Origin of the sequence: Robertmurraya massiliosenegalensis JC6 (genome assembly GCF_000311725.1) — a bacterium.
GTDB lineage: Bacteria > Bacillota > Bacilli > Bacillales > Cytobacillaceae > Robertmurraya > Robertmurraya massiliosenegalensis.
In genome coordinates this window covers 361,752-388,251 of record NZ_HE978514.1, presented here as the reverse complement: position 1 = coordinate 388,251, position 26,500 = coordinate 361,752, and the positions used below count along the sequence as shown (strand labels likewise).

Genomic DNA, 26,500 nt, shown 5'->3' with positions numbered 1-26,500 from the left:
TTATATTTTAAGGAGGACCTTAACGATGAAAGGGAAAATCTTAGCATTATTATTAATTTTTGCAATGGTAATTGTAAGCGCTTGTGGGAATAAAGAAGAGGCTAGCAATGGTGAAAAAGAGGGCTCGAATGACAACGTTTACACATTGAAATTAGGAACTGCTTTAACTCCAACGGATCCAATCTATCAAGGTTTGGAAGCATTCAAAGCTGCTGTTGAAGAAAAGACAGAAGGAAAAGTAGTTATAGAAATTTATGGTAGTGGTGCTTTAGGAGAAGACAAGGATATTGTTGAACAAGCGATTATGGGGGCAAATGTTGGAGTAATCGTTGATACGGGTCGTCTAGCAGAAATGGTTCCGGAAATTGGCATTTTATCAGCACCATATATTGTTGACAGCTATGAAGAAGCAAGAGAAGTAGTTATGTCCGACTTATTTAAAGGTTGGGAAGAGAAGTTAGTTAATGATTTTGATGTGGAAATTCTTTCATTTAACTGGTATCAAGGAGATCGTCACCTATTAACGAATAAGGCAATTAATAAGCCAGAAGATTTACAAGGGTTAAAACTACGTACGCCTGGTGCTGCAATTTGGACTGAAACAATCACGGCAATGGGTGCAAGTCCTGCTGGTATGCCTTGGTCTGAAGTGTATCCTGGAGTGCAGCAAGGTGTAATTGATGGAGCAGAAGCACAGCATCCAGCTACTTATGGAGCAAAATTACAAGAAGTAATTTCGAACATCTCTAAAACTTCACACTTCCAATTATTAACAGGTTTAGTCGTTGGTTCACAATGGATGGAAACACTTCCAGCTGAATATCAAGAAATTTTAAAAGAAGAAGCCTTTATTGCAGGTGATGAAGCTTCTACAAACACGGTTAATATGTTAGATGAGTTCGAACAAAAAATGATTGATGAAGGCGTAGAAGTAATTGAAGTAGATAAAGCGTTATTCAAAGAAAAAACAGATGCTGTATACGATAAATTTGAAGGGTACCAAGAGCTTCGTCAGCAAATCAACGAGCTACTTGGAAAATAATATAAAGGTGAGTGGCTAGAATGAAAAATATTACTCACGGACTACTAAAATTAGAAACAATCCTAACAAGCGGTTTAATGGTTGGTGTGGTTCTATTTGTATTCGTAGCTGCGGTCATGAGATGGGTCGGAGCACCCCTCTCATGGTCTGTAGAATTTGCCCAATTACTATTTGTGTGGGTTATCTTCTTAGGAGCGAATAAAGCATTAAGAGAAGGAAAGCATATCGGCGTTGACTTTATTACAAGTAGATTACCAGAAAAGCTTTCTAATCTCATTGCGATTATCATGAATCTTTTAATGATCTCATTTTTAGTATTCGTTGGCTACCATGGAACGTTACTGAGCATTGAGAATTCAGTACGGTTAATTAATAACCTACCACTTAGCTATTCGTTTGTAACGATGGCTGTTCCAGTTGGAGCTGCTTTAATGATCATTACACTTCTTATTCACACTTCAAAACTAATAAAAAAACAATTCGCATAGAAATTGAAGAAAGGAGGAAGATCAGATGATACTGTTAGCAGTTATCTTTTTCATACTGCTTTTCCTTAATATGCCTGTTGCTTTTGCAATAGGAATTGCTAGTTTATCTTATTTCTTATTTGAACCGAATTTGCCGATTTCGATTACGGTTCAGCGCATGGTTTCCGGGACGCAATCTTTTCCATTGTTAGCTGTTCCGTTTTTTATATTAGCTGGTAACTTAATGAATTCAGCGGGTATTACTTCAAGATTAATTCGTTTTTCAAACGCATTGACAGGTCATATTCAAGGTAGTTTAGCCCATGTCTCAATTGTACTCAGTACAATCATGGGAGGGATATCAGGATCTGCCAATGCGGATGCGGCCATGCAAAGTAGAATACTTGGACGCAAAATGATTGATCGAGGATATTCTGGTGGTTATTCAGTAGGTGTTATTGCATTTAGTTCATTAATTACAGCTACAATTCCACCAAGTATTGGACTTATCTTATACGGATATGTAGGGGAAGTTTCGATTGGAAAGCTATTTTTAGCTGGTATTATTCCTGGAATATTAATGATGACCTTCTTGATGATTGTTGCCTATACAATTGCGAAAAAGAGAGGCTATGACTCTATCGACCGTCCAAAGCGAGCTACTTTTAAAGAAGTAATGAGTGCGTTGAAGGCGAGTATTTGGGCGCTTTTATTCCCAGTCATTCTAATTGTTGGAATTCGTTTCGGTGTATTTACGGCATCTGAAGCAGGTTCATTCGCTGTTGTCTATGCATTAGTAATAGGTTTCTTTATTCATAAAGAATTAGATTGGAAGAAATTTAAGGATGCAGTAAAACAGTCAGTAATGGATAATGCGATGATTTTACTAATCATTTCAACATCTGCGATTCTCGGCTATTTAATTACGTATAATCAACTACCGAGGACGGCTGCAGAATTTATTATTGGTCTCACTTCAAGCCCAACATTAATTTTATTATTAGTGTTATTGTTCTTACTAATAATCGGAATGTTTATCGAATCTACGGTTATCGTTTTATTATTAACACCGATTTTCTTACCTATTATCACTCAAATTGGAGTGGATCCAGTTCACTTCGGGATTCTCATGATGACTCTTGTAACAATGGGAGGTATGACTCCACCAGTAGGGGTGACGATGTATACGGTATGTTCCTTGACGGATGTATCGGTAGAAGAATACGTGAAAGAATCTTGGCCATTTATGGCAGGAGTTATTTTACTCGTAGCTATCCTGGCTTTGTTCCCGCAAATTGTTACATTCTTACCAAATCTATTGATGTAGTTCATGGGATAACTCTGAGAAAAATAAAGGCTCTTTCCACATCTATTGTTGTTTTGTAGAAGTAGCGAAAAGTGCCGTGCAAAAATATATGTGACTTCTGAAACTAGTACAAAGCGTAAATGTCGGCTCTAGATTTTTTAAAGAAAAAATTTGGACATTTATGAAAAAACATTCATTTCGAAAACAACGAATGTATTTTGAATAAATAAACGGAGTGATCGGATGTACTCATTTCAAGATAAAGTAGTATTTGTTACTGGTAGCAGTTCTGGGATCGGAAAATCAATTGTTTTAGGGTTTTCAGAGCAAGGCGCTTCTGTCATTGTACACGGGAATCGCAATATCTCAGAAGCGGAAAAGCTTGTACAAGAAATTATCGCTAAAGGAAATAAGGCGTTATTAGTGACTGGAGATGTCACAGATGCTCAGCAAATCAACGAAATGGTCGTAAAAATTGAAAAAGCATTCGGTAGAGTAGATATTTTAGTTAATAACGCCGGTTCCATGGTACAGCGCAGTAAAATTGAGGATATGGATGAAGAGTTATGGGATCGTGTCTTCAATGTGAATTTAAAGTCTGCCTTTCTAGTGACAAAGGCTGTATTGCCGCTGATGAAGAAACAGGAAACAGGCAAGATTATTAATGTCACTTCCATTGCTGCACGAAACGGCGGTGGAGGTGGTGCTGTCGCGTATGCCTCGGCAAAAGGTGGTTTAAGCACATTTACACGTGGATTAGCGAAAGAATTGATAGAAGATCATATTTATGTCAATGGAATTGCACCTGGTTTTATCGGCACCCCTTTTCATTCAAACACATCGGAAGAAATGAAGCAAAACATGGCAAAGCAAATTCCGATGGGTCGCGTTGGAGCGCCAGAGGAAATGGTTGGCGCTATTCTATTTCTAGCCTCTGATGCAGCAAGCTATATTACTGGTGAAGTAATCGAAGTCAATGGCGGACTACTAATGGACTAATTCCAAAATTTTAGCACAGCTTGTAGGAGGTAGATTTTTTTGAAGGCCTTTATGGATGAAGATTTTTTATTAGAAACAAAAAGCGCAAAAAAATTATTTCATGAATATGCGAAGGATATGCCTATTTATGATTATCACTGTCACTTATCAGCACAAGAAATCGCTGAAAATAAGAGATTTAGAAATATTACAGATGTGTGGCTTGACGGGGACCATTACAAATGGAGAGCACTTCGAGCGAATGGAATCAATGAAGAGTATATCACTGGCAGTAAATCAGATAAGGAAAAATTTAAAAGATGGGCAGAAACGATCCCTCATTGTATCGGAAATCCACTCTATCACTGGACTCATCTAGAGCTTCAAAGATGCTTTGATTTGTTTGATATTCTTAATGAAAAAACAGCAGAAAAGATTTGGGAAAAGAGTAATGCTGTTATTGAGCTAGAGTCATTTTCCGCACGGGAGCTCTTAAATAAATTCAATGTTAAAGCGTTGTGTACAACCGATGATCCGCTAGATAGTTTAGAATATCATCAACAATTAAAAAATGATCCGAACTTTGATGTTGAGGTATTGCCTACTTTTCGTCCTGATGGTGCCTTGAATGTTGAGTTAGATAGTTTTACAGATTGGGTTGAAAAGCTTCAAACCCTTACTGGAATTACTATTGATAACTTTGGAAGCTTTTTAAATGCATTAAAAGAACGTGTTCGTTTTTTTCATGAAGTCGGTGGTCGATTATCGGATCATGGATTAGATGCTTCATTCTTTTTAAAAGGGACAGAAACTGAGGTGCAAGAAATCTTTCAAAAAAGATTAACAGGGTCTGAGCTTTCGCATGAAGAAATCGTCAAGTTAAAAACAGAAATTCTAATCCATTTAGGAAAAATGTATAAAGAGCATGGTTGGGCTATGCAGCTCCATATTGGTGGCTTAAGAAATAACAATACGAAAATGTTAAATTCAGTGGGTCGGAATACTGGATTTGACTCCATCGCTGACTTCACTTATGGGGAAGAACTTTCTGCACTTTTAGATGAGTTGGAAAAGGATTCATCTTTACCAAAAACAATTATTTACAATTTAAATCCTCGTGATAATTATATGATTGGTTCAATGGTTGGGAATTTTCAAGCCGATATTCCAGGCAAAATCCAATTTGGTACAGCATGGTGGTTTAACGATAATCGAGACGGGATGGAAGAGCAAATCAAAGCACTTGCCAATTTAGGAGTTCTTTCAAGATTTGTAGGAATGGTCACTGATTCGAGAAGCTTTCTTTCCTATCCGAGACATGAGTATTTTAGAAGAATCCTCTGTAATGTGATTGGAAACTGGGTCGAAAATGGTGAATACCCAGCCGACTTTGATTACTTGGGTAACATGATTGAAAATATTTGCTACAACAATATTAAAAATTACATGGAAGTTTCCACCGTTTAAAATGAAAGCATGACGCAAGGTTGACTGAATAGGAGTATCCCATCTTTGTCGTTAACCTCGTGAAAGAATAAATACATGTTCGGAGGAATGATGATGGACGTTGTAACGATAGGAGAATCAATGGTTGTCTTCACTCCTACCTCTCCGCTAATGAGATATGCTCATACGTATTCGCGAAAATTTGGTGGTGCCGAAACCAATGTGGCGATTGGTTTAACACGTTTAGGACATGATGTTGGTTGGATTAGTAAGGTTGGAGACGATGAATTCGGGAAATCATTACTTTCATTTATCCGTGGAGAAGGTGTCGATGTATCTCAGGTGAAATATGATGAGAATGCCTCTACTGGAATCTATTTTAAAGAGATTCGTCATGGCGGGGATGTACGTGTGCAATATTATAGAAAAAACTCGGCAGCGAGTCATCTTTCTCTAAAGGATATAAATCCAGATTATATAAAAAGGGCGAAGTTTTTGCATCTCACAGGTATAACGCCCGCATTAAGTAAAAGCTGTTACGAAGCCGTTTTGCGTGCCATCCATATCGCAAAAGAACATGGGGTAAAGATAATCTTTGATCCTAATCTTCGAAAAAAACTATGGTCGGAAGAAGAAGCAAGAAGAGTGTTACTTGAACTGTCTGGTTTAGCAGACATTGTTCTTCCTGGTGTTGATGAAGGGAAATTTATGTTCGGTGAAGAGGATCCTAATAAGCTTTGTCAGCTCTTTTTAAATCAAGGTGCTACCGTTGTCATCCTAAAAGTAGGAGCAAAGGGTGCATATTATGGTACAAAAGATGAAGTAAAGCTCGTCCATGGTTTTCCAGTCAAAACAGTCATTGATCCAGTTGGTGCTGGCGATGGTTTTGCTGCTGGAATTATTTCAGGATTACTCGATGGCATGGAACTTGAAAAGGTTGTTGAACGTGGAAATGCAGTCGGAGCGATTGCGACACAAGTAGAAGGTGACTTTGAAAGTTTACCAGATCGAGATGAGTTGTTCCGTTTTTTCCATTCAACTGGAGACGATATTAACCGATAATATTTTTGAAAAAAAGGCTTGGTGGAGGTACTATGAATCTTATTGATCAGATTAAAGATAGTGGAATTGTTGCAGTTATTCGTGGAGCTAATAAGGATAATATCATTCCAGTTGCAAGAGCATTGAGCGCTGGCGGCGTTAAAGCACTTGAATTAACAGTGGAAACTCCCAAAATCTTATCATTAGTCGAGATGGTTGCTGATGAGTTAAAAGACGAGGTAATCGTAGGTGTTGGAACCGTCCTAGATCCAGAGACGGCAAGAGCATCGATCATGGCTGGGGCAAAATTTGTTTTTTCACCGGTCGTTAATGTTGAGACCATTAAGATGACAAAAAGATACGGTGTCGTGAGTGTTCCTGGTGCGTTTACACCAACAGAAATTTTAACTGCTTATGAAAACGGAGCTGACTTAATCAAAGTATTCCCTGCTAATTTACTAGGACCCCGTTTCTTTAAGGATATGCGAGGACCACTTCCGCATATCCCATTAATGCCAACTGGTGGAATTGATGTTTCCAATGTTGGAGAGTATATCCGTGCAGGTGCTGTGGCTGCTGGCGCTGGTAGTACACTTGTTGATATGAAACAAGATATTAATGAGGAATACTGTAAAAAAGTTACATTAAAAGCAAGTCAGTTTGTTGAAGAAGTAAAACGGGCTAGAGAATCAAAGTGATAAAAATTAGGGGCGCATAATGCGCCCTTTCGCTATATCTAGAAAATGGAGTCTTATTTTGATTCGGACATGAGCAAGGGTGTAGCGTAGAAAGAAGTCCGATTACAAGTTCTATTCGGACTGGAACGAAGAAGAAAAGCAAAATAGAGTCCGAATTCCAGTCGCGATTTGGATTCACGCCCTGCTCCGATACCCATTCCGGCGATTAATCGATAATAATGAACGGGACATTACTCCATAAAGCTCATACCATTAAATATACGTTTGAATCGAGGTTAGACAAAGTGAAAATAAAGGTGAATTCTACATATTCATCCTTGGTGATTTCCCTTTTTAGTTTTGTGATTGCGTTAAACCTAGTTAACTTATTTCTCCAAAATAATGTACTAACGTACGTTATCGGAATACTAGCCATTATGTGTATCGGGATATCTTTTCATAGAACGGATAAATTTATTAAATATACGGGCAGCATTTTTTTATTGATTGGGATAGCAATTATCATCATAACAGACGAATCTTTCTTGACGATTCCTACTAAAATGCTCTCCATGTTAGACCTATTAGGATTGATCATCGTTCTTCCTTTTATCACAAGTATTATTAAAGTTGGGAAGTATGAACACAATGTAAATAAATTATTGAAAGCAAATATTCATCATCTCGGTCAAGTGTACAATCGTGGTTCTTTGTCTTCTTTTTTAGTGGGATCGTTTCTAAATTTGGCTACATTGCCACTATTAATCAACTCCTTATTAAGAAATTTAAGCAATGTCAGTAGCCGCGTAAAAAACAAATTGATTAGTCAGTCCGTTTTAAGAGGGTATAGTCTTTGTTTAATTTGGAGTCCAATGGAGTTACTAGTTGCGATGACGGTTGACGTGACAGGTGTTGGGTATACGACCTACCTCCCATGGCTCTTATTGCTTTCATTTTTACTCTTATTATTGGATTGGTTAACAGGCTTAAAATACAAGAAATACTTATATGAAAAAGGAGATAGTGGCCATGAGCCATTATCAATGTATAATTATAAAAAAATGGCGATCATGATTTTTGCTTTAGCTCTCTTTATTACAAGCGTCAATTTGTTCCGAAACGGGACCAATATCGGTTTTATTACATCAGTCACACTCGTCATTATCCCTTTTTCGATCGCTTGGTCCCTATTGATAAAACGATTTAGGGCATATTTGAGTTATAGTGTAAAAAGTTGGCAAAGAAGCACAAGTAAACTACAAAACTATTTCTTTTTGTTTTTAAGTGCAGGATTTTTTATTACGATGCTAAAAGAAACATCGATTTTTTCATATATGCAACATCCGTTTTTACTAGCAGCAGAATATCCTATTCTTCTTTTTGTCATGATTCAAGTGATTTTTTTACTGTTCGCTATGGTCGGCTTCCACCCATTGGTTACTTTCAGTATACTAGGTGAAATCTTAAAGCCGCTTATGGCAACTATTTCACCAATTAGCATCGGTTTTGTTTTAATTATGTCAAGCTTATCGACGGCTGTAGCTGGACCATATAATTTGAGCGTTTCTTTAACGGGTTCGATGCTGAAAACAAATCCATATTTTGTATCACTATGGAATTTATTTTTTGCCCTTTTATTTGGTAGTGCTGGAACCATTCTAGCCTTGTTTTTTCTATAATTTTACTCAGATGAAAAGTCACCAATTATGGTGGCTTTTTTTGCATCCTCTTTACAAAACCCAAACAAACTTCACGATTCTTTAACGTTCACTCACTTGGCAACAAGATAGATTAGAGTTGTAAAACAAATACATACACGGAGGCCCTTAGATGAAAAGAAGAAGAAGAACGGAAATCTTAATCAATGGCTCTCGAACTTTAGTAGAACAATTGGCAAACACTATTAGTGACAACTATGAGGTGAAGGTCATTCAGGAACCAGACCATGGTTTAGTGATGATGAAAGTACGTGAAACCTCTAAGAAAACCTTGTTTTATCCAGGGGAAGTTTTTGTGACGGAATGTAAGGTTCAGGTAGAAGGAGCGATAGGGATGGGGATCGTCATTGGTGACCATCTTGATTTTGCCTATAAATTGGCGATCATTGACGCTGCCTTTGAAGCAAATCTAATAGAAACGTACGCTTGGATAGAGCTATTAGAAAATGAAGAAAATCAAATTGTGCAGTCTAGAAGATTAGAAGAACAGTCTGTCTTGAAAACAAAGGTTCAATTTGAAACGATGGATGTTTCATGAGGAGGAATAATAAGTGAAGCTAGATATGGTTCACGATATTCAAACAGTGTATCGAAAGATTGTTAATTCAATGGCAAGACCTGGACAATTAGCAGATTTGTCAAAGGAAGCAGACTTGATTGAGGAAAATGAGGCGAAGCCATTCTTTTTGTTAGCCTTTACCTTATTTGATCAAGAAGTCACGTTTAAAGTACTTTCAAAAAATGAAGCAGCCATTTCTAAATTGATGAATCAATACACATATGCGAAGCCTGTTGAAATGGAGGAAGCAGATTATATTTTTGTCTTAAAGGATGCCGAAGAAGCGGCGCTTAAGGAAGCAATTGAAAAGGCGAAGCCTGGAACTTTAAAAAACCCACATGATTCAGCAACGATTTTTGTTGAAACGGATGAAATCACAAATGCTTCGACCTTGAAGTTAGAGGGTCCTGGCATTCAGTTTGAAGAGTATGTCCATGTGGAGACGAAAAGAAAGTGGGTAGAGTATCGTCAAATGAAAAACCAGGAATTTCCACTTGGAGTCGATCTGATGTTTATTGATCAAAAACATCAGCTTTTATCATTGCCACGTACAACACAAATTTCGGTTAATAGGGTGATGGATTAATGGGATATGTAGCGGTTAAAGGGGGAACGCTTGCGATTGAAGAATCGATAAAGCGTCTGAAATATGAAAGAGTGCAACAAGGACAAACGATTGAAGTGGAAAAAATACAAGCGGGCATGCGGGGGCTTATTGATCAAGTGATGTCTGAAAGTAGTCTTTTTGACGAATCGCTTGCCGCTTTAGCGATTAAACAAGCAGAAGGAAATCCAGAAGAAGCGGTCTTTTTATTAAGGGCATTCCGTTCGACCGTTCCGAGAAAGCATTATTCAAGTGTAATTGAATCACATGATATGAAGGTGGAGCGTCGTATTTCCGCAAGCTTTAAGGATATACCAGGTGGACAAATCCTTGGAGCAACAACCGATTACACACACCGATTACTCGACTTTCAATTAATGTCTGAAACAGATAATAGTGTCCAAGAGTGGTTAGACGATTATTTGTACGAAAAATCAGGGCAAGTGTCATCTGGAGACCTAACCTTACCAAAAGTGCTCGATTACTTGCGAAAAGAAGGCCTGATTTCACCATGCGAGAATAATGACGAAGAGCCAGATGATGTGACGAGAGAGAGTTTGGAGTTTCCTTCGACTAGAAGTCAAAGACTACAGGTTTTAACGAGAGGGCAAACAGGGGCGGTCACTTCGTTGGCTTATGCGGTCATCCGTGGATACGGCAATCTCCATCCAACCGTTGGAGAGCTCCGAGTCGGCAAATTGCCTATAACGATTTCTTCTCCAACCGCTCCAGCAAATGGTAAAGAAGATGATTACTATCTTGGTGATGTCAAGGTGACAGAAGTGGAAATGCTTATGCCGATCACCATTGAAAAGGAATTAGGAAAAAAAGAGATGGAATTTGAAATCGGTTATGGTCTTTGCTTTGGTCAAAATGAGACAAAAGCAATTGCGATGGGGATTTTGGACAATTGCCTTGAACATCCAAATCCGGATTATCCGAGTCATAATGAGGAGTTTGTCCTCTATCATATTGATTCCGTCGAATCTACAGGTTTCATTTCACACTTAAAAATGCCTCATTACGTTACCTTCCAATCGAAATTGGACAGTGTACGGAAGACGAAAAAAAAGCAAAGAGAAGAGGTGAAAAACGGATGAATACTGCCTATAACTTCGCTTTTTTTGATGAAGGTTCAAAACGTGAGATACGAAGAGCGACTCTTAAAGCAATCGCCATTCCTGGCTATCAAGTTCCGTTTGCCTCAAGAGAAATGCCGATTGGTAGAGGATGGGGGACAGGCGGCCTCCAACTTACACTCTCTTTAATCGGTAAAAAAGATGTACTAAAGGTAATCGATCAAGGTTCAGATGAGTCGGTGAACGCGGTCAATATTAAAAAGCTCGTATCTAATACGACAGGAGTAGAAGTAACAGACTACACATCTGAGGCGACGATCATTCAATCAAGGCACAGAATCCCGGAAGTACCGTTAACGAAAGAGCAAATACTTGTGTTGCAAGTACCGATACCAGAACCACTTCGCTATTATGAGTCAAGTGAAACCGAAACAAAGAAGCTTCATGCGGAAAAAGAGTATAGTGGAGCCTGGCTGATGTTATTCGAGCAGATTATGAAGTATGGAAGTATGACAACAGGGGCTGATCATCCCGTTCTCGTTCATGATCGTTATGTGATGGCACCTAGTCCGATTCCTCGCTTTGATAATTCCAAAATGAATGAAAGTGAAGCTCTCATATTGCTTGGAGCAGGACGGGAAAAAAAAGTATATGCGGTTCCACCTTTTACAAAAGTAGTCTCACTAGATTTTGAGGATTATCCATTTCAGGTGGAAACGTTTGAGGGTAAACATTGCCGCTTATGTGGGCAGACAGGTGTATTTTTAGATGAGCTTGTTGATGAATTAACGGATGAAACAGTTTACCAATGCAATGATACGAGCTATTGTCTCGAAAAATTAAATTCCGTTGGAGTGAAATAAATGACTGAATTTGAAGTTCCAGTTTTAGCAGTAAAGAACTTAAATAAGCAATATGGTCCAGGCTGTTCTCATTGTCGCGGTGGAGAATCATCAAGCCTTATCAAGAATTATTGTCCAGTTTGTGGAACGGTCTATGCTTGTCGGAATGTTTCCTTTGACGTTTTTCCAGGGGAAGTTCTTGGAATAGTCGGCGAAAGCGGCAGTGGGAAATCGACGTTAATGCAATGCCTTTATTTCGACCAAGACGTGACAAGTGGGGAAGCTTATGTGAGTGATTATCAAAATGGAAAGAAAAATTTATTTCAAGAATCTTCCCAGCAACAGCGCTACATTCGAAATCATATTATGGGAAAAGTTTATCAAAATCCGTTACTGGGTTTACGAATGAATTTTTCCTCGATTGGCAATATCGCAGAGAAATTAATTGCTGCAGGGAATAACCATGTGGGCATGATGGAGAGTAGAGGAACTGAGCTATTAAATAAAGTTCATATTCCTGTCCATCGTAGAAAAGAAGTACCGAAGAATTTTTCCGGTGGTATGCAACAGCGCGTTCAAATTGCGAAGGCCCTATCCAATCATCCACCCTTACTTTTATTGGATGAAGTCACAACAGGTCTTGATCTCTCTGTGCAAGCAAGTGTGCTTGATTTAATAAAAAGTTTGCAACGAGAACTTGGCATCAGCATTGTACTCGTTTCTCATGATTTAGGCGTGATTCGAATGCTCGCTGACCGCACGCTGGTGATGCTAGAAGGAAAGGTGATCGAGCAAGGCCTGACGGATCAGATTCTGGAAGATCCACAGCATCCATATACACAGCAATTGGTACATTCCTTGCTATAGCTTTATCTAAATTCAGTTGTTTAGGAGGAAACATTTTGTACGTCATAACTAACGGTAGATTGATCACCGAAGATACAGTTCTTTATGGATATGATTTATTAATAGAAGAAGATCGGATCAAAAAGATAGCTCCAAGAGGAGAAATTAAATTTCAAGAAGGGATGGAAGTCATCGATGCCGATGGTGGCTATGTTTCCCCAGGTTTTATTGATATCCATTCGGACTATATTGAACATATGGCAGCTCCTCGTCCAACTTCGTTGATGAATTTTGATTTGAGTTTAAGAGAATCAGAAAAGGAACTGATTACACATGGGATTACAACAATGTTTCATTCTCTTTCACTTTTTAAAGGAAGTGAGTATGACTATAAGCCCATTCGTGAACCAGGAAATGTACGCAAATTTATCGATTTAATCGATCAGAGTCACCATACGAAGCACTTAGTTCGTCATCGTTTTCATGCAAGATTTGAGATTGATAATGTGGAAGAGATCGAGAATTTAAAACGCTATATTACTGATAAAAAGGTTCACTTAGTGTCATTTATGGATCATACCCCAGGACAAGGTCAATATCGTCATCTTGAAATATATCGGAAAACGGTGAAGAGCTATAACAATCTTAGTGATTCATCGATTGATGTCCTGATTCGCAACCATCAAACAAAAGAAAAACTTTCGATTGAAGATATTAAAGAGATTGCAGAGCTGGCACACCAGCATCAGATTGCAGTTGCCTCACATGATGATGATACGATTGAAAAAATCGATCTCGTTCATAGCTTTGGCACAACGATCAGCGAATTTCCGATTACCCTAGAGGTGGCAAAACATGCTAAGGAGCTTGGGATGTATACGATTGCTGGAGCTCCAAATGTCCTTCTTGGGGGATCGCATAGCGGAAATCTCGGCGCTGCTGAAGCGATACAGGAGGAAGCGATCGATATCCTGTGTAGTGATTATTATCCAGCCGCGATGCTCCATTCTATCTTCTCTTTAGTAGATAAATATGGAATGAAATTGGCAGATATGATTAGACTAGTCACGATTAATCCTGCGAAAGCAGTAAAAATGGACCATGACATCGGTTCAGTGTGTGAAGGGAAAAAAGCGGATCTATTAATCATTGAGAAAATTGCCGGGGGTTTCCCTGTTATTACAAGTGTCTTTGTCGATGGAAAGCTAATTCAAAAAACCAATTATCGAATTTAATATGAAGGTTCTTTTCGTAGACATTGTTACTTTTTAATCCTTAGCTGATAAATTCAAAAAAATCAAGAAGGGTGTCTGCAAAATATGCCGTGCAGACATAAAAAATGATTGGATCGTTACGAAAAAAACTATCAATGTGAAAGCAGGTGAGTAGATGGAGCCTATTTTAGAAATTCAAGGTTTATCGAAATCATTCGAACTTCATAATCTTGGTAAACATATACGGGCGGTTAGCGATGTGGATATTGCCTTAAATGAAGGAGAATTTGTTGGAATTACGGGAAAAAGCGGCAGTGGGAAGTCAACCATTTTAAAATGTATTTATGGTACTTATCGAATCCAGGAAGGTTGCATTTGGTATCATTCGAAAAAGTTTGGACGGCTCAATTTAGCTAGTGCTTCAGAGCGGCAAATGCTTTATTTGCGGAAGCATGAAATAGGGTATGTTTCTCAATTTTTAAATGTGATGCCAAGAACGACTGCAAGGCAACTTGTCACGCACGCAATACTAGAAATGAATGAAAATGAGAAACTTGCTGAGGAAGAGACTGAAAAAATTCTCTCTCATTTTGAACTTGCTGAAGAATTATGGGATAGCTACCCGACAACTTTTTCTGGTGGAGAAAAATTGAGGTTGAATATTGCTAGAGCAATGGTCAAAAAACCACGCCTGCTATTATTGGATGAACCAACGGCAAGTCTGGACCATGATTCAAAGTTAAAGGTAAAGCAACTTATTGAACAGTTAATGAATGAAGGTACGACAATGCTCGGTATTTTCCATGATCTCGAGTTTATGAACAATCTATGTGACCGAGAGTACAATATGCAAAACGGAGTCTTTTCAATGTAGGAAAGCATATCTCTTATTTTGCTTTTTTGAGAATAATCTAGCGAAGAGCCGTTGCCAAGCAAAGCGCAAGCGCTCTCCCTTGCACCGTAAATTTCCTTTATCGAAATAAGGGCAGTTCAAATTTATACGGCGATGATCTGACCCTGTCACTTTTAAGTTTACTAACTCTTAACAATTCTAAATATTGCATTAATAGTAGATTGATATTTACTAGATATAGTAATAAAGGGTAATAAATTAAAAGGTGAGGAGATTTATAATGAAGAAATCGATCTTGTTATTACTATCTTTAGTCGTACTATTCGTTGCAGGCTGTTCTTCCTCAACAAATTCAGGAGGAGCGGATAAAGACGAAATAACCATTGCTTGGCTTCCAAACGAATCTGGAGCTGATTTAACTGAAGCGCGTGATGAAATTGGTAAAGTTATTGAAGAGAAGACAGGGAAAACAGTTAAGCACCAAACAACAACCGATTATATTGTGGCAATTGAAGCAGTTGCCAATGGAAATGCAGATATGGCTTTCTTAGGAGCTCAAGGTTACATAGAGGCTAATAACAAAAATGATAAGGTTCAACCACTAGTAGTTCCAACGGGTGCTTCTGGTACATTAGATGACGCAGTATATTATAGCTGGTTAGCAGTAGAAAAGGATAACGCAGATCAATATAAAGATGGCGACAACTTCGCTATCGATAATATTCAAGGAAAGAAATTTTCGTTCGTTTCGAATAGTTCAACATCAGGATTCAAAGTACCTTCAACAGGAATTGTTGATTATTTTAGTGAAAAATCAGAGTTTAGTGATTTAGTTGCTGAGGATTTATTAGAAGGCGGCTCAGACAAATTCTTTACTGAAGTATTATACGGTGGGTCTCACCAAGGTTCTGCCGTTAATCTTTTATCTGGAAAAGTTGATGTCGCTGCTTTCTGTGATACTTGTGTAAACAACTATGTGGAACTTGTTGAAGGTGAAGAAAATCGTCCAGGTGCAATTTATCGAGTAAAAGATGATGCTGCTGAGCCGTTTAACACAGTAACGGGTAAAGAATTCATTCTTATCTCTGTAACACCAGTATTGAACGCTCCATTTGTTATTAACACAGAGAACATTGGGGAAGACTTGCAAAAACAACTTCTAGAAGTCATGACATCTGATGATATTGTCAATAATGAAAAAGTATTCGTTCCAGAGGATTCTGAGTTCTCAGGATTATTTAGCAAAACAGCTGACGAGCGTTTAGTAGAAGTAGAGGATTCGTGGTTCGACCCGATTCGTGAGCTTTCAAAATAATCATCTTTAATAAGGAGAGTTAACCGATGACACCCCTTTTAGAAGTCAATCATGTATCCAAACAATTTGGAAATGAGACGCAGGCGTTATCAGATGTTAGCTTCTCCGTCAATGAAGGAGAGTTTGTATCAATCATCGGTCCATCTGGAGCGGGGAAATCAACTCTCCTTCGTTGCATCAATCGTATGATTGATGCATCAAGCGGGGAAATCAACTTCGATAACATGAATGTGATGAGTTTAAAGAAGAAAGAGCTGAAAATGGCACGGACAAGAATTGGGATGATTTTTCAACACTATAATTTAGTCAATCGATTAAGTGTGATTGAAAATACGCTACACGGGATTTTAGGAAAAAAATCAACGATTGCTGGAGTTCTCGGTATTTATAACCAGAAAGAGAAGGAGCAGGCCGTTCATATTTTATCAATGCTTGGATTAGACGAGCATATTTACAAGCGTGCAGACCAATTAAGTGGTGGACAAAAGCAACGAGTCGGAATTGCCCGAGCTCTTATTCAAAATCCACGGATGTTATTGTGTGATGAGCCGATTGCCTCATTAGATCCGAGCTCAGCGAAAACGATCATGGATCATCTTCGTATGATTTCTACAACAATGGGAATCACGGTTATCGTCAATCTGCATCAAGTAGATGTGGCCTTAAAGTACTCAGATAAAATCATCGGCATTAATCAAGGTCAGGTCGTCTTTAACGGAAGCCCGCAAGATATTACAAAAGAGGATATTCAGCGCATTTACGGGTCGGAAGCTGAAGATCTAATTTTTGACATAGGAGGCATCCATGCAAGCTGATTTTTTTGCCAAAAAGAGACGAAATTCGCTCGGGTTCCTTCTTATTCTAAGTGTGATCACGTTCGGTGCAATTGTTATTACAGAGTATAACGTGGTTAAAGGCTTTGAATCACTGCCGCGAGCAGTCACATGGGCTTTAGGTAATTTTTATCCAACACAGGAATCGTTATCAAGGCTTCCTGCCATTTTAAAAAGTTTGATGGAAACATTGCTAGTATCGATTGCTGCCACGACGATTGGAGCAATATTTGCTTTGTTTTTTGCCGTGATGGGCTCCAATACGACTCGTGTAAATGCCTTTTTCGGAAGTATAAGTCGTGGAATTGCCACGGTTTTTCGTAATATTGATGTTGCGGCTTGGGCAATGATTTTGCTCTTCTCTTTTGGGCAAAGCTCTTTAACCGGGTATTTTGCTCTATTCTTCGGTTCATTTGGCTTTTTGACGAGAGCCTTTGTAGAGACGATTGATGAGGCAAGCAGTGGCTCAGTTGAAGCATTAAGAGCAACGGGTGCAAGTTACTTCACGATTATTTCTCAATCTGTAATTCCATCAAGTGTTCCTCAGATGATTAGCTGGATCCTTTTTATGATTGAGACGAATATACGAAGTGCGACATTAATAGGACTCCTAACTGGTTCGGGGATTGGCTTTACCTTCAATTTATATTATAAGAGTTTAAATTACGATATAGCCTCGCTTGTCGTCGTCACCATTATCATCGCCATTCTCTTCATTGAATCCATATCTAATTACGTAAGGAGGGTGATTTTATAATGGAAGTGAATGAGCAAGTCGTTACAGGAGAGCAGCTACTCAAGTCAAAATCGATGAAACGAATCAAACTAAAGTCGTTGACGAAATCAACCATTGTTATCCGCATCACCCTGTTTGCGTTACTGTTTTTAACGGTGTTTGCCTTTTTTAATTTTGACTATAAAGAACTTGATTTTGCTGAGGCCATGTTTGCGACATTTGCGAACTTAAAAGCAATGTTTTTTGAACCACATTTTAACCATTTCACCTTTGCACATGCCTTCCAGCAAGTTTTTGTTACACTAGGACTGGCGTTCTTAACCACATTATTCGGTGCTATTATAGCGGTTTTTCTTGGCTTACTGGCAGCTGAAAATTTAACTTCTAAGAAAGTGTCTGTCGTTATTAAAGGAGCGGTTGCCTTTATCAGAGCAGTTCCAACCGTTCTTTGGGTGTTAATATTTGCTGTTGCAGCTGGACTTGGAAGTGTCGCTGCCGTCATCGGAATGACGTTTCACTCTGTTAGTTATTTAGTAAAAGCCTACTCAGAGTCTTTTGAGGAATTGGACAAGGGAGTTATTGAGGCTTTACAAGCAAGTGGAGCAAATTTTTGGCAAATCATTTTTCAAGCAGTCATACCTTCGTCTCTCACTTATATGATTTCTTGGACATTCTTACGTTTTGAAATCAATTTTGCTGTTGCTGTCGCAATGGGAGCTGCTGCAGGTGCAGGTGGAATTGGTTTTGATATGTTCATGGCAAGTAACTTTTACTTAGATATTCGGGAAATTGGAACGATCACCTTCTTTATTTTAGCTGTGGCCATTTTATTAGAAGTATTTGCAACACAGTTAAAAAAGAAACTTAAAGTGAATGGATAAATATGATTACTCGATCCTCTTATCAGAAGGGATCGAGTTTTTTTAGTATATAAAAAGTATGATTCAACAATATCAAGCTACTGAAGCCGGATATACGGCTCTTACGATTGAGATCCGCAATAATGTGTTAAACCCCCGCAATTCTCACTGATTTACCCGCAATAAATGGAAAAACCCCCGCAATAAATCAAAAAACCCTACCAATAACGCCGAAATCACCCGCAATTGCACTCTTTAGAGCTTTAGTTTGAGCAGCCATAGTTGGAAAAATAGCCGCATTTACGAGCATATGCTCTTTATTTCCAGTGTGTAGCAATCCAAATCGATATGGTAAGTACATCTAACAGTGAATATCTTGATCACCGAGGATTTGGGAGCATTATGGAGGATATCTACCCAAAATATAAGAACGAGTTAGATATAGGTACTCTCAAACGTTTATATACATAGATATCGTACATGATTGGAGCAGAGCCGATTTTATAAAAGTAGAATAATTTGATAAAATATCAGTATATTTCGAAAATTAAACCATTGGTAGCTACCTCGAAAGTATCCTTTCGATTTCCCGCGGAAATCTCTCACAATACCTTTTCTATTTTAAAAAAAGGATCATTGTTGTCAATCATGTTTCTTTTCAATAAGAACGGGTACATTTAATTACCTATTTTCCTCAAAAATTATAACGGGGAAGCAAAAAGTTCTAGATAGAAGGTCGTAATAGCACCTTCTTCCGAATATTTTTCGAAAAATGATTGGTTACAAAACCAGTGTAAATTAAAAAGGAGTGTTTTGATGCAATATGATATAAAAAAACCTTCAATTGGTTATTCAATTTTTATTTTATTAATGGTAGTTACGATTATTGCAGTCGGGATGATTGCCTTTGCAGCTTCCATTCAGATGATGTTATTTATTGCTATATTAACGGTTATTCCGTTTGTACTCAGGTTAGGGTATAAATATGAAACCGTGGAGGAAGAGATATTCGCTTCCATGAAAAAAGCATTACAGCCTTCGATGATCCTTTTAGGTGTCGGAGTATTAATTGGCTCTTGGATTATTTCTGGAACGGTTCCGACAATTATTTATTACGGAATTCAATCCATTTCCCCTCAATTCTTTTTAGTCACAACCCTTCTTTTCTGTTCAATCGTCTCACTTGCGACAGGCTCATCATGGGCCACATTAGGAACGGCCGGAATTGCGATGATGGGCGTCGGCCATAGTTTGGGTATTCCAGTAGGCATGACAGCAGGTGCTGTCATTAGTGGAGCCTATTTTGGAGATAAAATGTCTCCTTTGTCAGACAGTACAAACCTATCAGCAGCCGTTGTTGGTGCTGATTTAATGGACCATATCAAACATATGTTATGGACAACAGTTCCAGCCTATATCATCACTGCGATTATTTTTACCGTGATGGGATTCCAATATGGAAATCAAGTAGCGAATTCAACTGAAGTTTCAGCATTGACAGGTTATTTAGCAGAGAACTTTAACCTAGGTCTCATTCCGATCATACCTGTGCTCATTCTCTTCGGATTATTAATTTCCAAACAACCAGCCATTACTTCCATTTTTATCGGTTCAATCGCTGGAGCCGTAGTGGCACTCCTTTACCAAGGGGCAAATATGAATGGGATTTTGGCCGTTTTATATGATGGATATGTAGTTGAATCAGGGATAGAAGTCGTAAACACCCTTTTACAAAGGGGCGGTCTAACGAGTATGCTGCCGTTAATTGCTCTATTCTTATTTGCACTCGGGTTGGGAGGCTTGCTGCAAAAATCAGGTGTGCTTGAAACCATTATTGTCTCGGTCACGAGTCGTATCAAAAGCAAAGGCATGCTGGTGTTTGTGACCATTATTATCTCCTACTTTACGATGGGAATTGGCGGAGCCTTCTCATTTGGAGCAGTCATGACGGGGACATTGATGAAACCGATCTATGAAAAATTTAATTTGAAACCAGAGAATCTCTCTAGGATTATTGAGGATTCTGCTACCCAAAGTTGCTCATTAATTCCTTGGACGGCAAGTGGGCTCTTTACAGCTGCAGCATTAGGTGTCTCACCATTTGTTTATATCCCATTCTGTTTTCTCGCTATGATCACACCAATTTTTAGTTTAATCTATGGTATTACTGGATTTACGATGGCGGAAAATGATGTCGATGAAAAGCACGGTGGTCTGCAAACAAACGAAATCAGTGCATAATATATTTGAAAACTCCTAAACAAAATGTTTAGGGGTTTTCTACGTATTTAATGTGAATATAGAGCAAAGTAAAGCAAACGAATAGCATAATGGCTCCATTTTGGGTAATCTAAATGTAAGACGTATTGAAGTAAAGGAGAAGCGATGAACAAAGGAAAAGAGATAAAAGATGCAGGGTGGAATTTTGATAATAGCTATGCTCGTTTACCTGAACTAACCTTTACAAGAACACAGCCTGTTCCGGTTAGCTCGCCTGAAATCATAGTGTTCAATGATTCGTTGGCAGAAAAGCTAGGACTTGATCCTGCTAGGTTAAGTAGTGAAGAAGGTGCGGCCATTTTTGCAGGAAATGAGATTCCAGAAGGAGCAGAGCCTTTAGCGCAAGCCTATGCTGGCCATCAATTCGGTCATTTTAATCGGCTTGGGGACGGTCGAGCTGTGTTACTTGGAGAACAACTTATTCCAAGCGGAGAACGTGTAGATATTCAGTTAAAAGGATCAGGACGAACACCTTATTCTCGTGGCGGTGATGGAAGAGCGGCACTAGGACCGATGCTTCGAGAGTACATCATAAGTGAGGCGATGCATGGATTGGGAATTCCAACAACTCGCAGTCTTGCTGTTGTGGCAACGGGGGAAAGCATTTTGCGGGAAAAGAATTTGCCTGGTGCGATTTTAACGCGGGTAGCGTCGAGTCATATTCGGGTTGGAACGTTCCAATTTGTTGCAGCGTGGGGCAGTCTTGAGGAGCTACGTACTTTAGCTGATTACACGATACAACGCCATTATCCAAATATTGATCTGGAAAAAACGCCTTATCTGTCTCTTCTTCAGGAAACAATAAAGCGTCAGGCGAAGCTAATTGCCAAGTGGCAACTAGTCGGTTTTATCCATGGAGTCATGAATACAGATAATATGACGATCAGTGGTGAGACGATTGATTATGGACCATGTGCCTTTATGGATGCATATGATCCAACAACTGTGTTTAGTTCGATTGATCGGGAAGGACGTTATGCCTATGGAAACCAACCCTATATTGGTGGATGGAATCTGGCGAGGTTCGCTGAATCTTTAATTCCCCTTCTTCACGAAGATCCGGATGAAGCGGTCAGCATTGCTCAGCATGAAATTTCCAGATATTCCAAGCTATTTCAAAAGTATTGGGGAACGGGAATGAGGGCTAAATTAGGCCTCTTTAACGAAGAAGAGGATGATGAATCACTAATTGATACTTTACTTGGGATGATGCAAAAACATAAAGCTGATTTTACCAATACATTTCGTTACTTAACAAATGAGAAGCCAGAAGAAACGGTATTATTTGGGAAAGAGGAATTTACAAAATGGTATGAAGGGTGGCAAGGACGGCTTGAGCGCCAAGAGGAATCAAAAGGTTCTGCCATCCAACTAATGAAAAGAAGTAATCCCGTCGTTATTCCTCGAAATCATCGAGTTGAAGAAGCGTTGAAAGCTGCTGAGGAACAAGGTGATTTTACACTGATGAACAAGTTTTTAAAAGTGTTAGAAAAACCGTATGAACACACACCGGAACATGAAGCATATTGCACAGTACCAGAACCGTCTGGCGCACCTTATCGAACTTATTGCGGCACTTAAATGCTTCTGGGAAAAACTGTTATATGGATTGAAAGCTTTGCTACAAATGGGGTAGCGAGCTTTTTTTATTTTTAGCCAAAATTTGCTTGTGTAACTTCGGGATTATTCATGATTAAATACGTATAGGCAAACCTGTTGAAAAGCAGGGACGCAAAACTATAAGGGCTAAGGTGGAAAATTCACTATGCTAGCTAGTTGCCACTTTGGACCTAAAGTGGGGATTAAAATATCTCAAAAAAAGGGGAAATGAAGATGGAAATTACTTCATCAAGAAAAGAAAAATTCTCACAACCAAAGAAAAGTAGCTTGAAGAAAAAAGTAGCTACTATCGCTCTTGGTTTTTCTATATTTGTTGGCGGAACAGTAGCACTCGGAGCAGCATATCCAGATTTAATGGCAAAGATTACGGCGTTTGCTACTGGTTTATTTAATAGCAAGAGTGCAGAAGTAACAGCAACAGGTTCTTCAGCTAAACAGACTGCTGTAGGTGAGCTAGATCCTGTTTTAGAAAAAGCTAAGTCAGATATTCAATCATCTATTACGAGTCATGCAGATTCAGAAAAAGCTCGTATTAACTCAGAAGTAACGACGTATGTAGGTGCTTTAAAAGATGAAGCAACTACGCAAGCTGGTTCAGAAATCTCTACATTGAATGGACAGTTAACGGATGCAGCAAACGCAGAGATTCAGGCTGCTAAGGACGCCCTTAATGCTAAATTTGATGAGTACTTTACAACAACTCCAGCAACTCCGGTAGAATAATGGGATATGATAGCTAGACCAGCATTTAGTTGCTGGTCTATTTTTATCATCTAAAAAAGTTAATTTCATTTACGATATGGTTGAAAAGATGTTATTTTTAAAATAGTGAAGCAATAAGATAACATAGGAAATTTAAAAAAGTAGAGGTTACATCATTTATGAGAGAAGAGTTACGTATGAAGGCAGAACAATCCTATCGAAAGGCTGAGGATAGAGGAGCACTCTATTTCCGGTTACTGCTTGAACGAGTTCAACAAAAGTCCTATGTTTCTACATTAATGATTGATTTCAGAACATGGAAACAAAATCATATTCGTCATAATCCATTCCTTGCTTTTTTAGCAAAGGATAAAAAGAAGGATGTTACCGGGGAGTACAACCCTTATATAAAATGGCTTAATGAAACAGGAAAGTTAGATGCCTATCTGGATCGGAGTATTTCCTATCTTTATATGCGTGATTTAGGAAAGTCGCTCAATTCACCAGAAACGAAGGAAAAGATTCAACACACGGTCAAGCATGTAAAAGAGCGTTTAACTCGGGATGAAAAAGACGAGGAAGTACTTTTTAGTATGAAAGGCTTATACAGATGGGCACAAAAAGAAAAGGTAGAATTAACGGTTATTTGGCTAATTGAAAAGCTGAAGGATGTTTCTACCCATCTACCTGAGGGGATGGATGCAGAGCATGCCCAACGTAAATTATTAAAGATTATTGCTGGTGTCTTGATGCATGAAATAGACGATATGGAAGACTTTATCCCTGCCAATGAACGAACAAAAAGACTGAGCCAGGCACTTAAAATGGGATATGCCTACGGTTTAACTTATCCTTTTATCGATGATCTGCTCGATTCCCATGTCCTCACCCCAAGTGAGAAGAAACAATATTCTCATATGATCCGAACGACGTTAATCACTGGTTCTGTCCCAGAACTAGGGAAATGGACGAGTAAAACCGAGCCGTTGATGCGATATATTCATTCTGAACTTCGAGATGCATATGAGTCTATAAAGGATTATCAAAAGAAAGAGATGGTTGACTACTTTTTCGAGCAATCATATGTATTTTTTCAATCTCAAGAAGTCGATCGAAATAAAGATATACATAATGCGAACTACACGAACGAGGAGCTGTTTATCCCGATTATATTAAAATCTTCTTCGTCGAGATTAATTGTCCGCACGGTTCTCAGTGCGACTTTTGATGAAGGATTTGACGAACGGACCTTTTACTATGGGATCTATAATCAATTGGCAGATGATTTCTCAGATATGTTTGACGATTGGGAGGCAGGTTCTGTCACACCATACACCTATTATATGAAATATCATCATATTCGCCCTGACTTAGTTAACCCGTTTGAATTGTATTGGACGGTTATCTCCTACTTAATTCACGATGTATACGATTCTGATGAGAAGACACGCGAAGTCATTCTTGATCGAGCAATTAATAGTTTAAAGCGATTTAAAGAAAGAATAGGGTCAACAAAGTATGACGAGGTCATGAAGCTATTTTCTTCGTCCCACCGTGAGTTCAATCGTTTGATTCAAAAAATGGTTCGACGTGCAGATGATGTCGATTTTTTTGATAAGTTGCTACGAGATGAAACGATCAAATCGTTAAGAACAGAACGACAGGAACAGGACGAATTCCAAACAACGATTGAGGAAATCAGGGAACGTCTGAATCAAACTTTATCGATACCGGATCAGTCATTAACAGAGGAACCGATACATGAAGCAGCGAATTATAGTTTAATAGGAGATGGAAAAAGACTGAGACCAGTGATGGCCTGGTTTATTGGTGTAAAAGAATATGGATTAAAGGAATCAGCGCTTATGCCACTCTTAAAATCATTAGAGTACATGCATACGGCATCATTGATCTTTGATGATTTACCTGCTCAAGATAATGCCCCTATGCGTAGAGGCAGAGCAACCCTACATGAAGTATACAACGTGGCAATCGCAGAACTAACAGGTCTATTTTTAACACAAAAAGCGATTGTGGAACAATCATTATTAGAACAATTTGATTCTAATACAGTGTTAAAATTAATTCGCTATGCTTCAGAAATGACGGCAAGCATGTGCAATGGACAGGCGATGGATTTGGAATCGAAAGGGAAAAAACTTTCGATGGAACAATTAAATACTTTATGCCTCTATAAAACAGGACTGGCATTTGAAGCATCTCTTGTGATGCCTGCTATATTAGCTAACGTTGATGAAGAGGAAATTTTGGCATTGAAAAAGTTTGCTGCTCATGCGGGAATTGCCTTTCAAATTAAAGATGACCTTCTTGATGTGGAAGGAGACTCAAGCATACTAGGAAAAGGAATAGGAAAAGACGTTGCGAATGACAATGCCACTTTTGTAACTGTACTTGGTATATCAGAGGCCAGAAAAGCAATGTGGGAACACTATTGTCTAGCGATGGAAGTATTGGAGAGCATGCCACGAAATATATCTTTTCTAAAGCATTTCATGAATTATATTGTCAATCGAGATTACTAATGAAGGGGCAAGAGTAGATGAAAACACTTTTACTTACAGGGTTTGAACCATTTTTAAGTTATACGATCAATCCAACAATGCGCATTGTGGAGGAATTGCATGGACAAGTTGTGGGAAACTACAAAATTCATAGCGAAGTACTTCCAGTCGATTTCCGGAAGGCGGGAGAGAACCTTCTCGAACAGATTGATAAAGTGAAACCAGATGCCCTTATCTCATTAGGGTTAGCAGCTGGTCGTTACAAGCTTACACCCGAACGGATTGCCATTAATGTAAATGATGGGGAATCAGATAATAGTGGAAATGTGTTGGAAGATGAAGTGATTCAAGCTGAAGGGCAAGATGCTTATATGTCGACATTGCCAATTAGGGATATGGTCAATCGGTTAAAAGAAGTGGGATTACCAGCTGAAATCTCGAACACAGCAGGTACTTATCTTTGTAATCATGTGATGTACCAAGGATTACATTATGCAAAGACTCATCAAACCCACATGCCTTCAGGTTTTATCCATATGCCCGCTTCCCATGAATTAGCGCTCCAGCATGGAAGGATTCCAAGTTGGTCTCACGATGATTTAAAAAGAGGAATGATTACTTGCATAAAGGTTTTATCAAAAACGTTAGGAATTTCCTAGCGTTTTTTTTACGCTTTAGCAGGAATTTATAAATTCCCTCGACTTGTGGATAACATGTTCGTATATAAACAGTTGGCGTATCGGCATGAAAAAATAACAGGAAAAATTCCGCTTAATGAGCAAGCATCATGAAAAAAAGCCCAAATAACAGGAAAAATTCCTGCTATTCCAGTCAAGCCCATTATTATGTGTAAATTCATTCCTAATCAAAACAATGTTAAGCAGCTGATTTGTTTTTTGGTGTACTGGAAGGGGGGGCCCCCCTTCCAGTACACCAAAAAATTGCGCTTCGCGTTCCTAC

General features: G+C 38.7%; 24 protein-coding genes and 1 riboswitch. All 24 genes read left to right on the top strand.

The annotated features are described in order from the left end of the window. Positions 1 to 25: 25 nt before the first annotated feature. The 24 genes from BMSHG_RS15425 to BMSHG_RS15305 all read left to right on the top strand — a co-directional run bounded on the left by BMSHG_RS15425 (position 26) and on the right by BMSHG_RS15305 (position 26,199). On the top strand, positions 26 to 1,042 hold the full coding sequence (locus BMSHG_RS15425; protein ID WP_019155353.1) for a C4-dicarboxylate TRAP transporter substrate-binding protein: 1,017 nt from the start codon (positions 26 to 28) through the stop codon (positions 1,040 to 1,042). A 20-nt stretch (positions 1,043 to 1,062) separates the two neighbouring features. Then, positions 1,063 to 1,530: a TRAP transporter small permease gene (locus tag BMSHG_RS15420; RefSeq protein ID WP_019155352.1), complete on the top strand. Its 468-nt coding sequence runs from the start codon at positions 1,063 to 1,065 to the stop codon at positions 1,528 to 1,530. Between the two features lie 25 nt (positions 1,531 to 1,555). After that, on the top strand, positions 1,556 to 2,836 hold the full coding sequence (locus BMSHG_RS15415) for a TRAP transporter large permease (RefSeq protein ID WP_019155351.1): 1,281 nt from the start codon (positions 1,556 to 1,558) through the stop codon (positions 2,834 to 2,836). A 222-nt stretch (positions 2,837 to 3,058) separates the two neighbouring features. Next, positions 3,059 to 3,814 (top strand): SDR family NAD(P)-dependent oxidoreductase, encoded by a 756-nt coding sequence (locus BMSHG_RS15410; RefSeq protein ID WP_019155350.1) that lies wholly within the window; start codon positions 3,059 to 3,061, stop codon positions 3,812 to 3,814. A gap of 51 nt (positions 3,815 to 3,865) precedes the next feature. Continuing rightward, the gene (gene uxaC, locus BMSHG_RS15405) at positions 3,866 to 5,260 is read left to right on the top strand and encodes a glucuronate isomerase (protein WP_235776397.1); all 1,395 of its coding nucleotides are present in this window, start codon (positions 3,866 to 3,868) and stop codon (positions 5,258 to 5,260) included. A 93-nt stretch (positions 5,261 to 5,353) separates the two neighbouring features. Then, positions 5,354 to 6,301 (top strand): sugar kinase, encoded by a 948-nt coding sequence (locus BMSHG_RS15400; protein ID WP_019155348.1) that lies wholly within the window; start codon positions 5,354 to 5,356, stop codon positions 6,299 to 6,301. 32 nt (positions 6,302 to 6,333) lie between these two features. Then, a complete protein-coding gene (locus BMSHG_RS15395; RefSeq protein ID WP_019155347.1) occupies positions 6,334 to 6,978 on the top strand; it encodes a bifunctional 4-hydroxy-2-oxoglutarate aldolase/2-dehydro-3-deoxy-phosphogluconate aldolase in 645 nt (214 codons plus the stop codon). 296 nt (positions 6,979 to 7,274) lie between these two features. After that, a complete protein-coding gene (locus tag BMSHG_RS15390; protein ID WP_148346949.1) occupies positions 7,275 to 8,636 on the top strand; it encodes a hypothetical protein in 1,362 nt (453 codons plus the stop codon). Positions 8,637 to 8,787: 151 nt separating this feature from the next. Further along, positions 8,788 to 9,213 (top strand): phosphonate C-P lyase system protein PhnG, encoded by a 426-nt coding sequence (gene phnG, locus BMSHG_RS15385; RefSeq protein WP_019155345.1) that lies wholly within the window; start codon positions 8,788 to 8,790, stop codon positions 9,211 to 9,213. A 13-nt stretch (positions 9,214 to 9,226) separates the two neighbouring features. Continuing rightward, on the top strand, positions 9,227 to 9,820 hold the full coding sequence (gene phnH / locus BMSHG_RS15380) for a phosphonate C-P lyase system protein PhnH (RefSeq protein WP_019155344.1): 594 nt from the start codon (positions 9,227 to 9,229) through the stop codon (positions 9,818 to 9,820). Further along, entirely contained in the window at positions 9,820 to 10,938 is a 1,119-nt protein-coding gene (locus BMSHG_RS15375) for a carbon-phosphorus lyase complex subunit PhnI (RefSeq protein WP_019155343.1), read from the top strand. The genes phnH and BMSHG_RS15375 overlap by 1 nt, the downstream gene beginning before the upstream one ends. Next, positions 10,935 to 11,780, top strand: coding sequence for an alpha-D-ribose 1-methylphosphonate 5-phosphate C-P-lyase PhnJ (locus tag BMSHG_RS15370; RefSeq protein ID WP_019155342.1), 846 nt, complete (start codon positions 10,935 to 10,937; stop codon positions 11,778 to 11,780). Before BMSHG_RS15375 ends, BMSHG_RS15370 begins: the two co-directional genes overlap by 4 nt. Beyond that, on the top strand, positions 11,781 to 12,626 hold the full coding sequence (locus BMSHG_RS15365) for an ATP-binding cassette domain-containing protein (RefSeq protein ID WP_019155341.1): 846 nt from the start codon (positions 11,781 to 11,783) through the stop codon (positions 12,624 to 12,626). It begins immediately after the preceding gene. 35 nt (positions 12,627 to 12,661) lie between these two features. Further along, on the top strand, positions 12,662 to 13,840 hold the full coding sequence (phnM, locus tag BMSHG_RS15360; RefSeq protein WP_019155340.1) for a phosphonate metabolism protein PhnM: 1,179 nt from the start codon (positions 12,662 to 12,664) through the stop codon (positions 13,838 to 13,840). A 154-nt stretch (positions 13,841 to 13,994) separates the two neighbouring features. Next, positions 13,995 to 14,693 (top strand): phosphonate C-P lyase system protein PhnL, encoded by a 699-nt coding sequence (locus BMSHG_RS15355; protein WP_019155339.1) that lies wholly within the window; start codon positions 13,995 to 13,997, stop codon positions 14,691 to 14,693. A 259-nt stretch (positions 14,694 to 14,952) separates the two neighbouring features. Beyond that, entirely contained in the window at positions 14,953 to 15,987 is a 1,035-nt protein-coding gene (phnD, locus tag BMSHG_RS15350; RefSeq protein ID WP_019155338.1) for a phosphate/phosphite/phosphonate ABC transporter substrate-binding protein, read from the top strand. 26 nt (positions 15,988 to 16,013) lie between these two features. Continuing rightward, entirely contained in the window at positions 16,014 to 16,802 is a 789-nt protein-coding gene (gene phnC / locus BMSHG_RS15345) for a phosphonate ABC transporter ATP-binding protein (protein WP_019155337.1), read from the top strand. Then, entirely contained in the window at positions 16,792 to 17,577 is a 786-nt protein-coding gene (locus BMSHG_RS15340; protein WP_019155336.1) for a PhnE/PtxC family ABC transporter permease, read from the top strand. The genes phnC and BMSHG_RS15340 overlap by 11 nt, the downstream gene beginning before the upstream one ends. Then, on the top strand, positions 17,577 to 18,437 hold the full coding sequence (locus BMSHG_RS15335) for a PhnE/PtxC family ABC transporter permease (protein WP_019155335.1): 861 nt from the start codon (positions 17,577 to 17,579) through the stop codon (positions 18,435 to 18,437). The genes BMSHG_RS15340 and BMSHG_RS15335 overlap by 1 nt, the downstream gene beginning before the upstream one ends. A gap of 795 nt (positions 18,438 to 19,232) precedes the next feature. Further along, on the top strand, positions 19,233 to 20,657 hold the full coding sequence (gene nhaC / locus BMSHG_RS15325; RefSeq protein WP_019155333.1) for a Na+/H+ antiporter NhaC: 1,425 nt from the start codon (positions 19,233 to 19,235) through the stop codon (positions 20,655 to 20,657). A gap of 144 nt (positions 20,658 to 20,801) precedes the next feature. Beyond that, on the top strand, positions 20,802 to 22,277 hold the full coding sequence (locus BMSHG_RS15320; protein ID WP_019155332.1) for a protein adenylyltransferase SelO: 1,476 nt from the start codon (positions 20,802 to 20,804) through the stop codon (positions 22,275 to 22,277). Between the two features lie 115 nt (positions 22,278 to 22,392). Next, positions 22,393 to 22,480: riboswitch (cyclic di-GMP riboswitch) on the top strand. A gap of 49 nt (positions 22,481 to 22,529) precedes the next feature. Next, positions 22,530 to 23,039 (top strand): hypothetical protein, encoded by a 510-nt coding sequence (locus BMSHG_RS15315; protein ID WP_019155331.1) that lies wholly within the window; start codon positions 22,530 to 22,532, stop codon positions 23,037 to 23,039. Between the two features lie 158 nt (positions 23,040 to 23,197). Next, positions 23,198 to 25,561, top strand: a complete 2,364-nt coding sequence (locus BMSHG_RS15310) for a polyprenyl synthetase family protein (RefSeq protein WP_019155330.1) — start codon at positions 23,198 to 23,200, stop codon at positions 25,559 to 25,561. Between the two features lie 17 nt (positions 25,562 to 25,578). Then, complete coding sequence (locus BMSHG_RS15305) at positions 25,579 to 26,199, top strand: pyroglutamyl-peptidase I (protein WP_019155329.1); 621 nt, start codon at positions 25,579 to 25,581, stop codon at positions 26,197 to 26,199. Positions 26,200 to 26,500 lie beyond the last annotated feature (301 nt).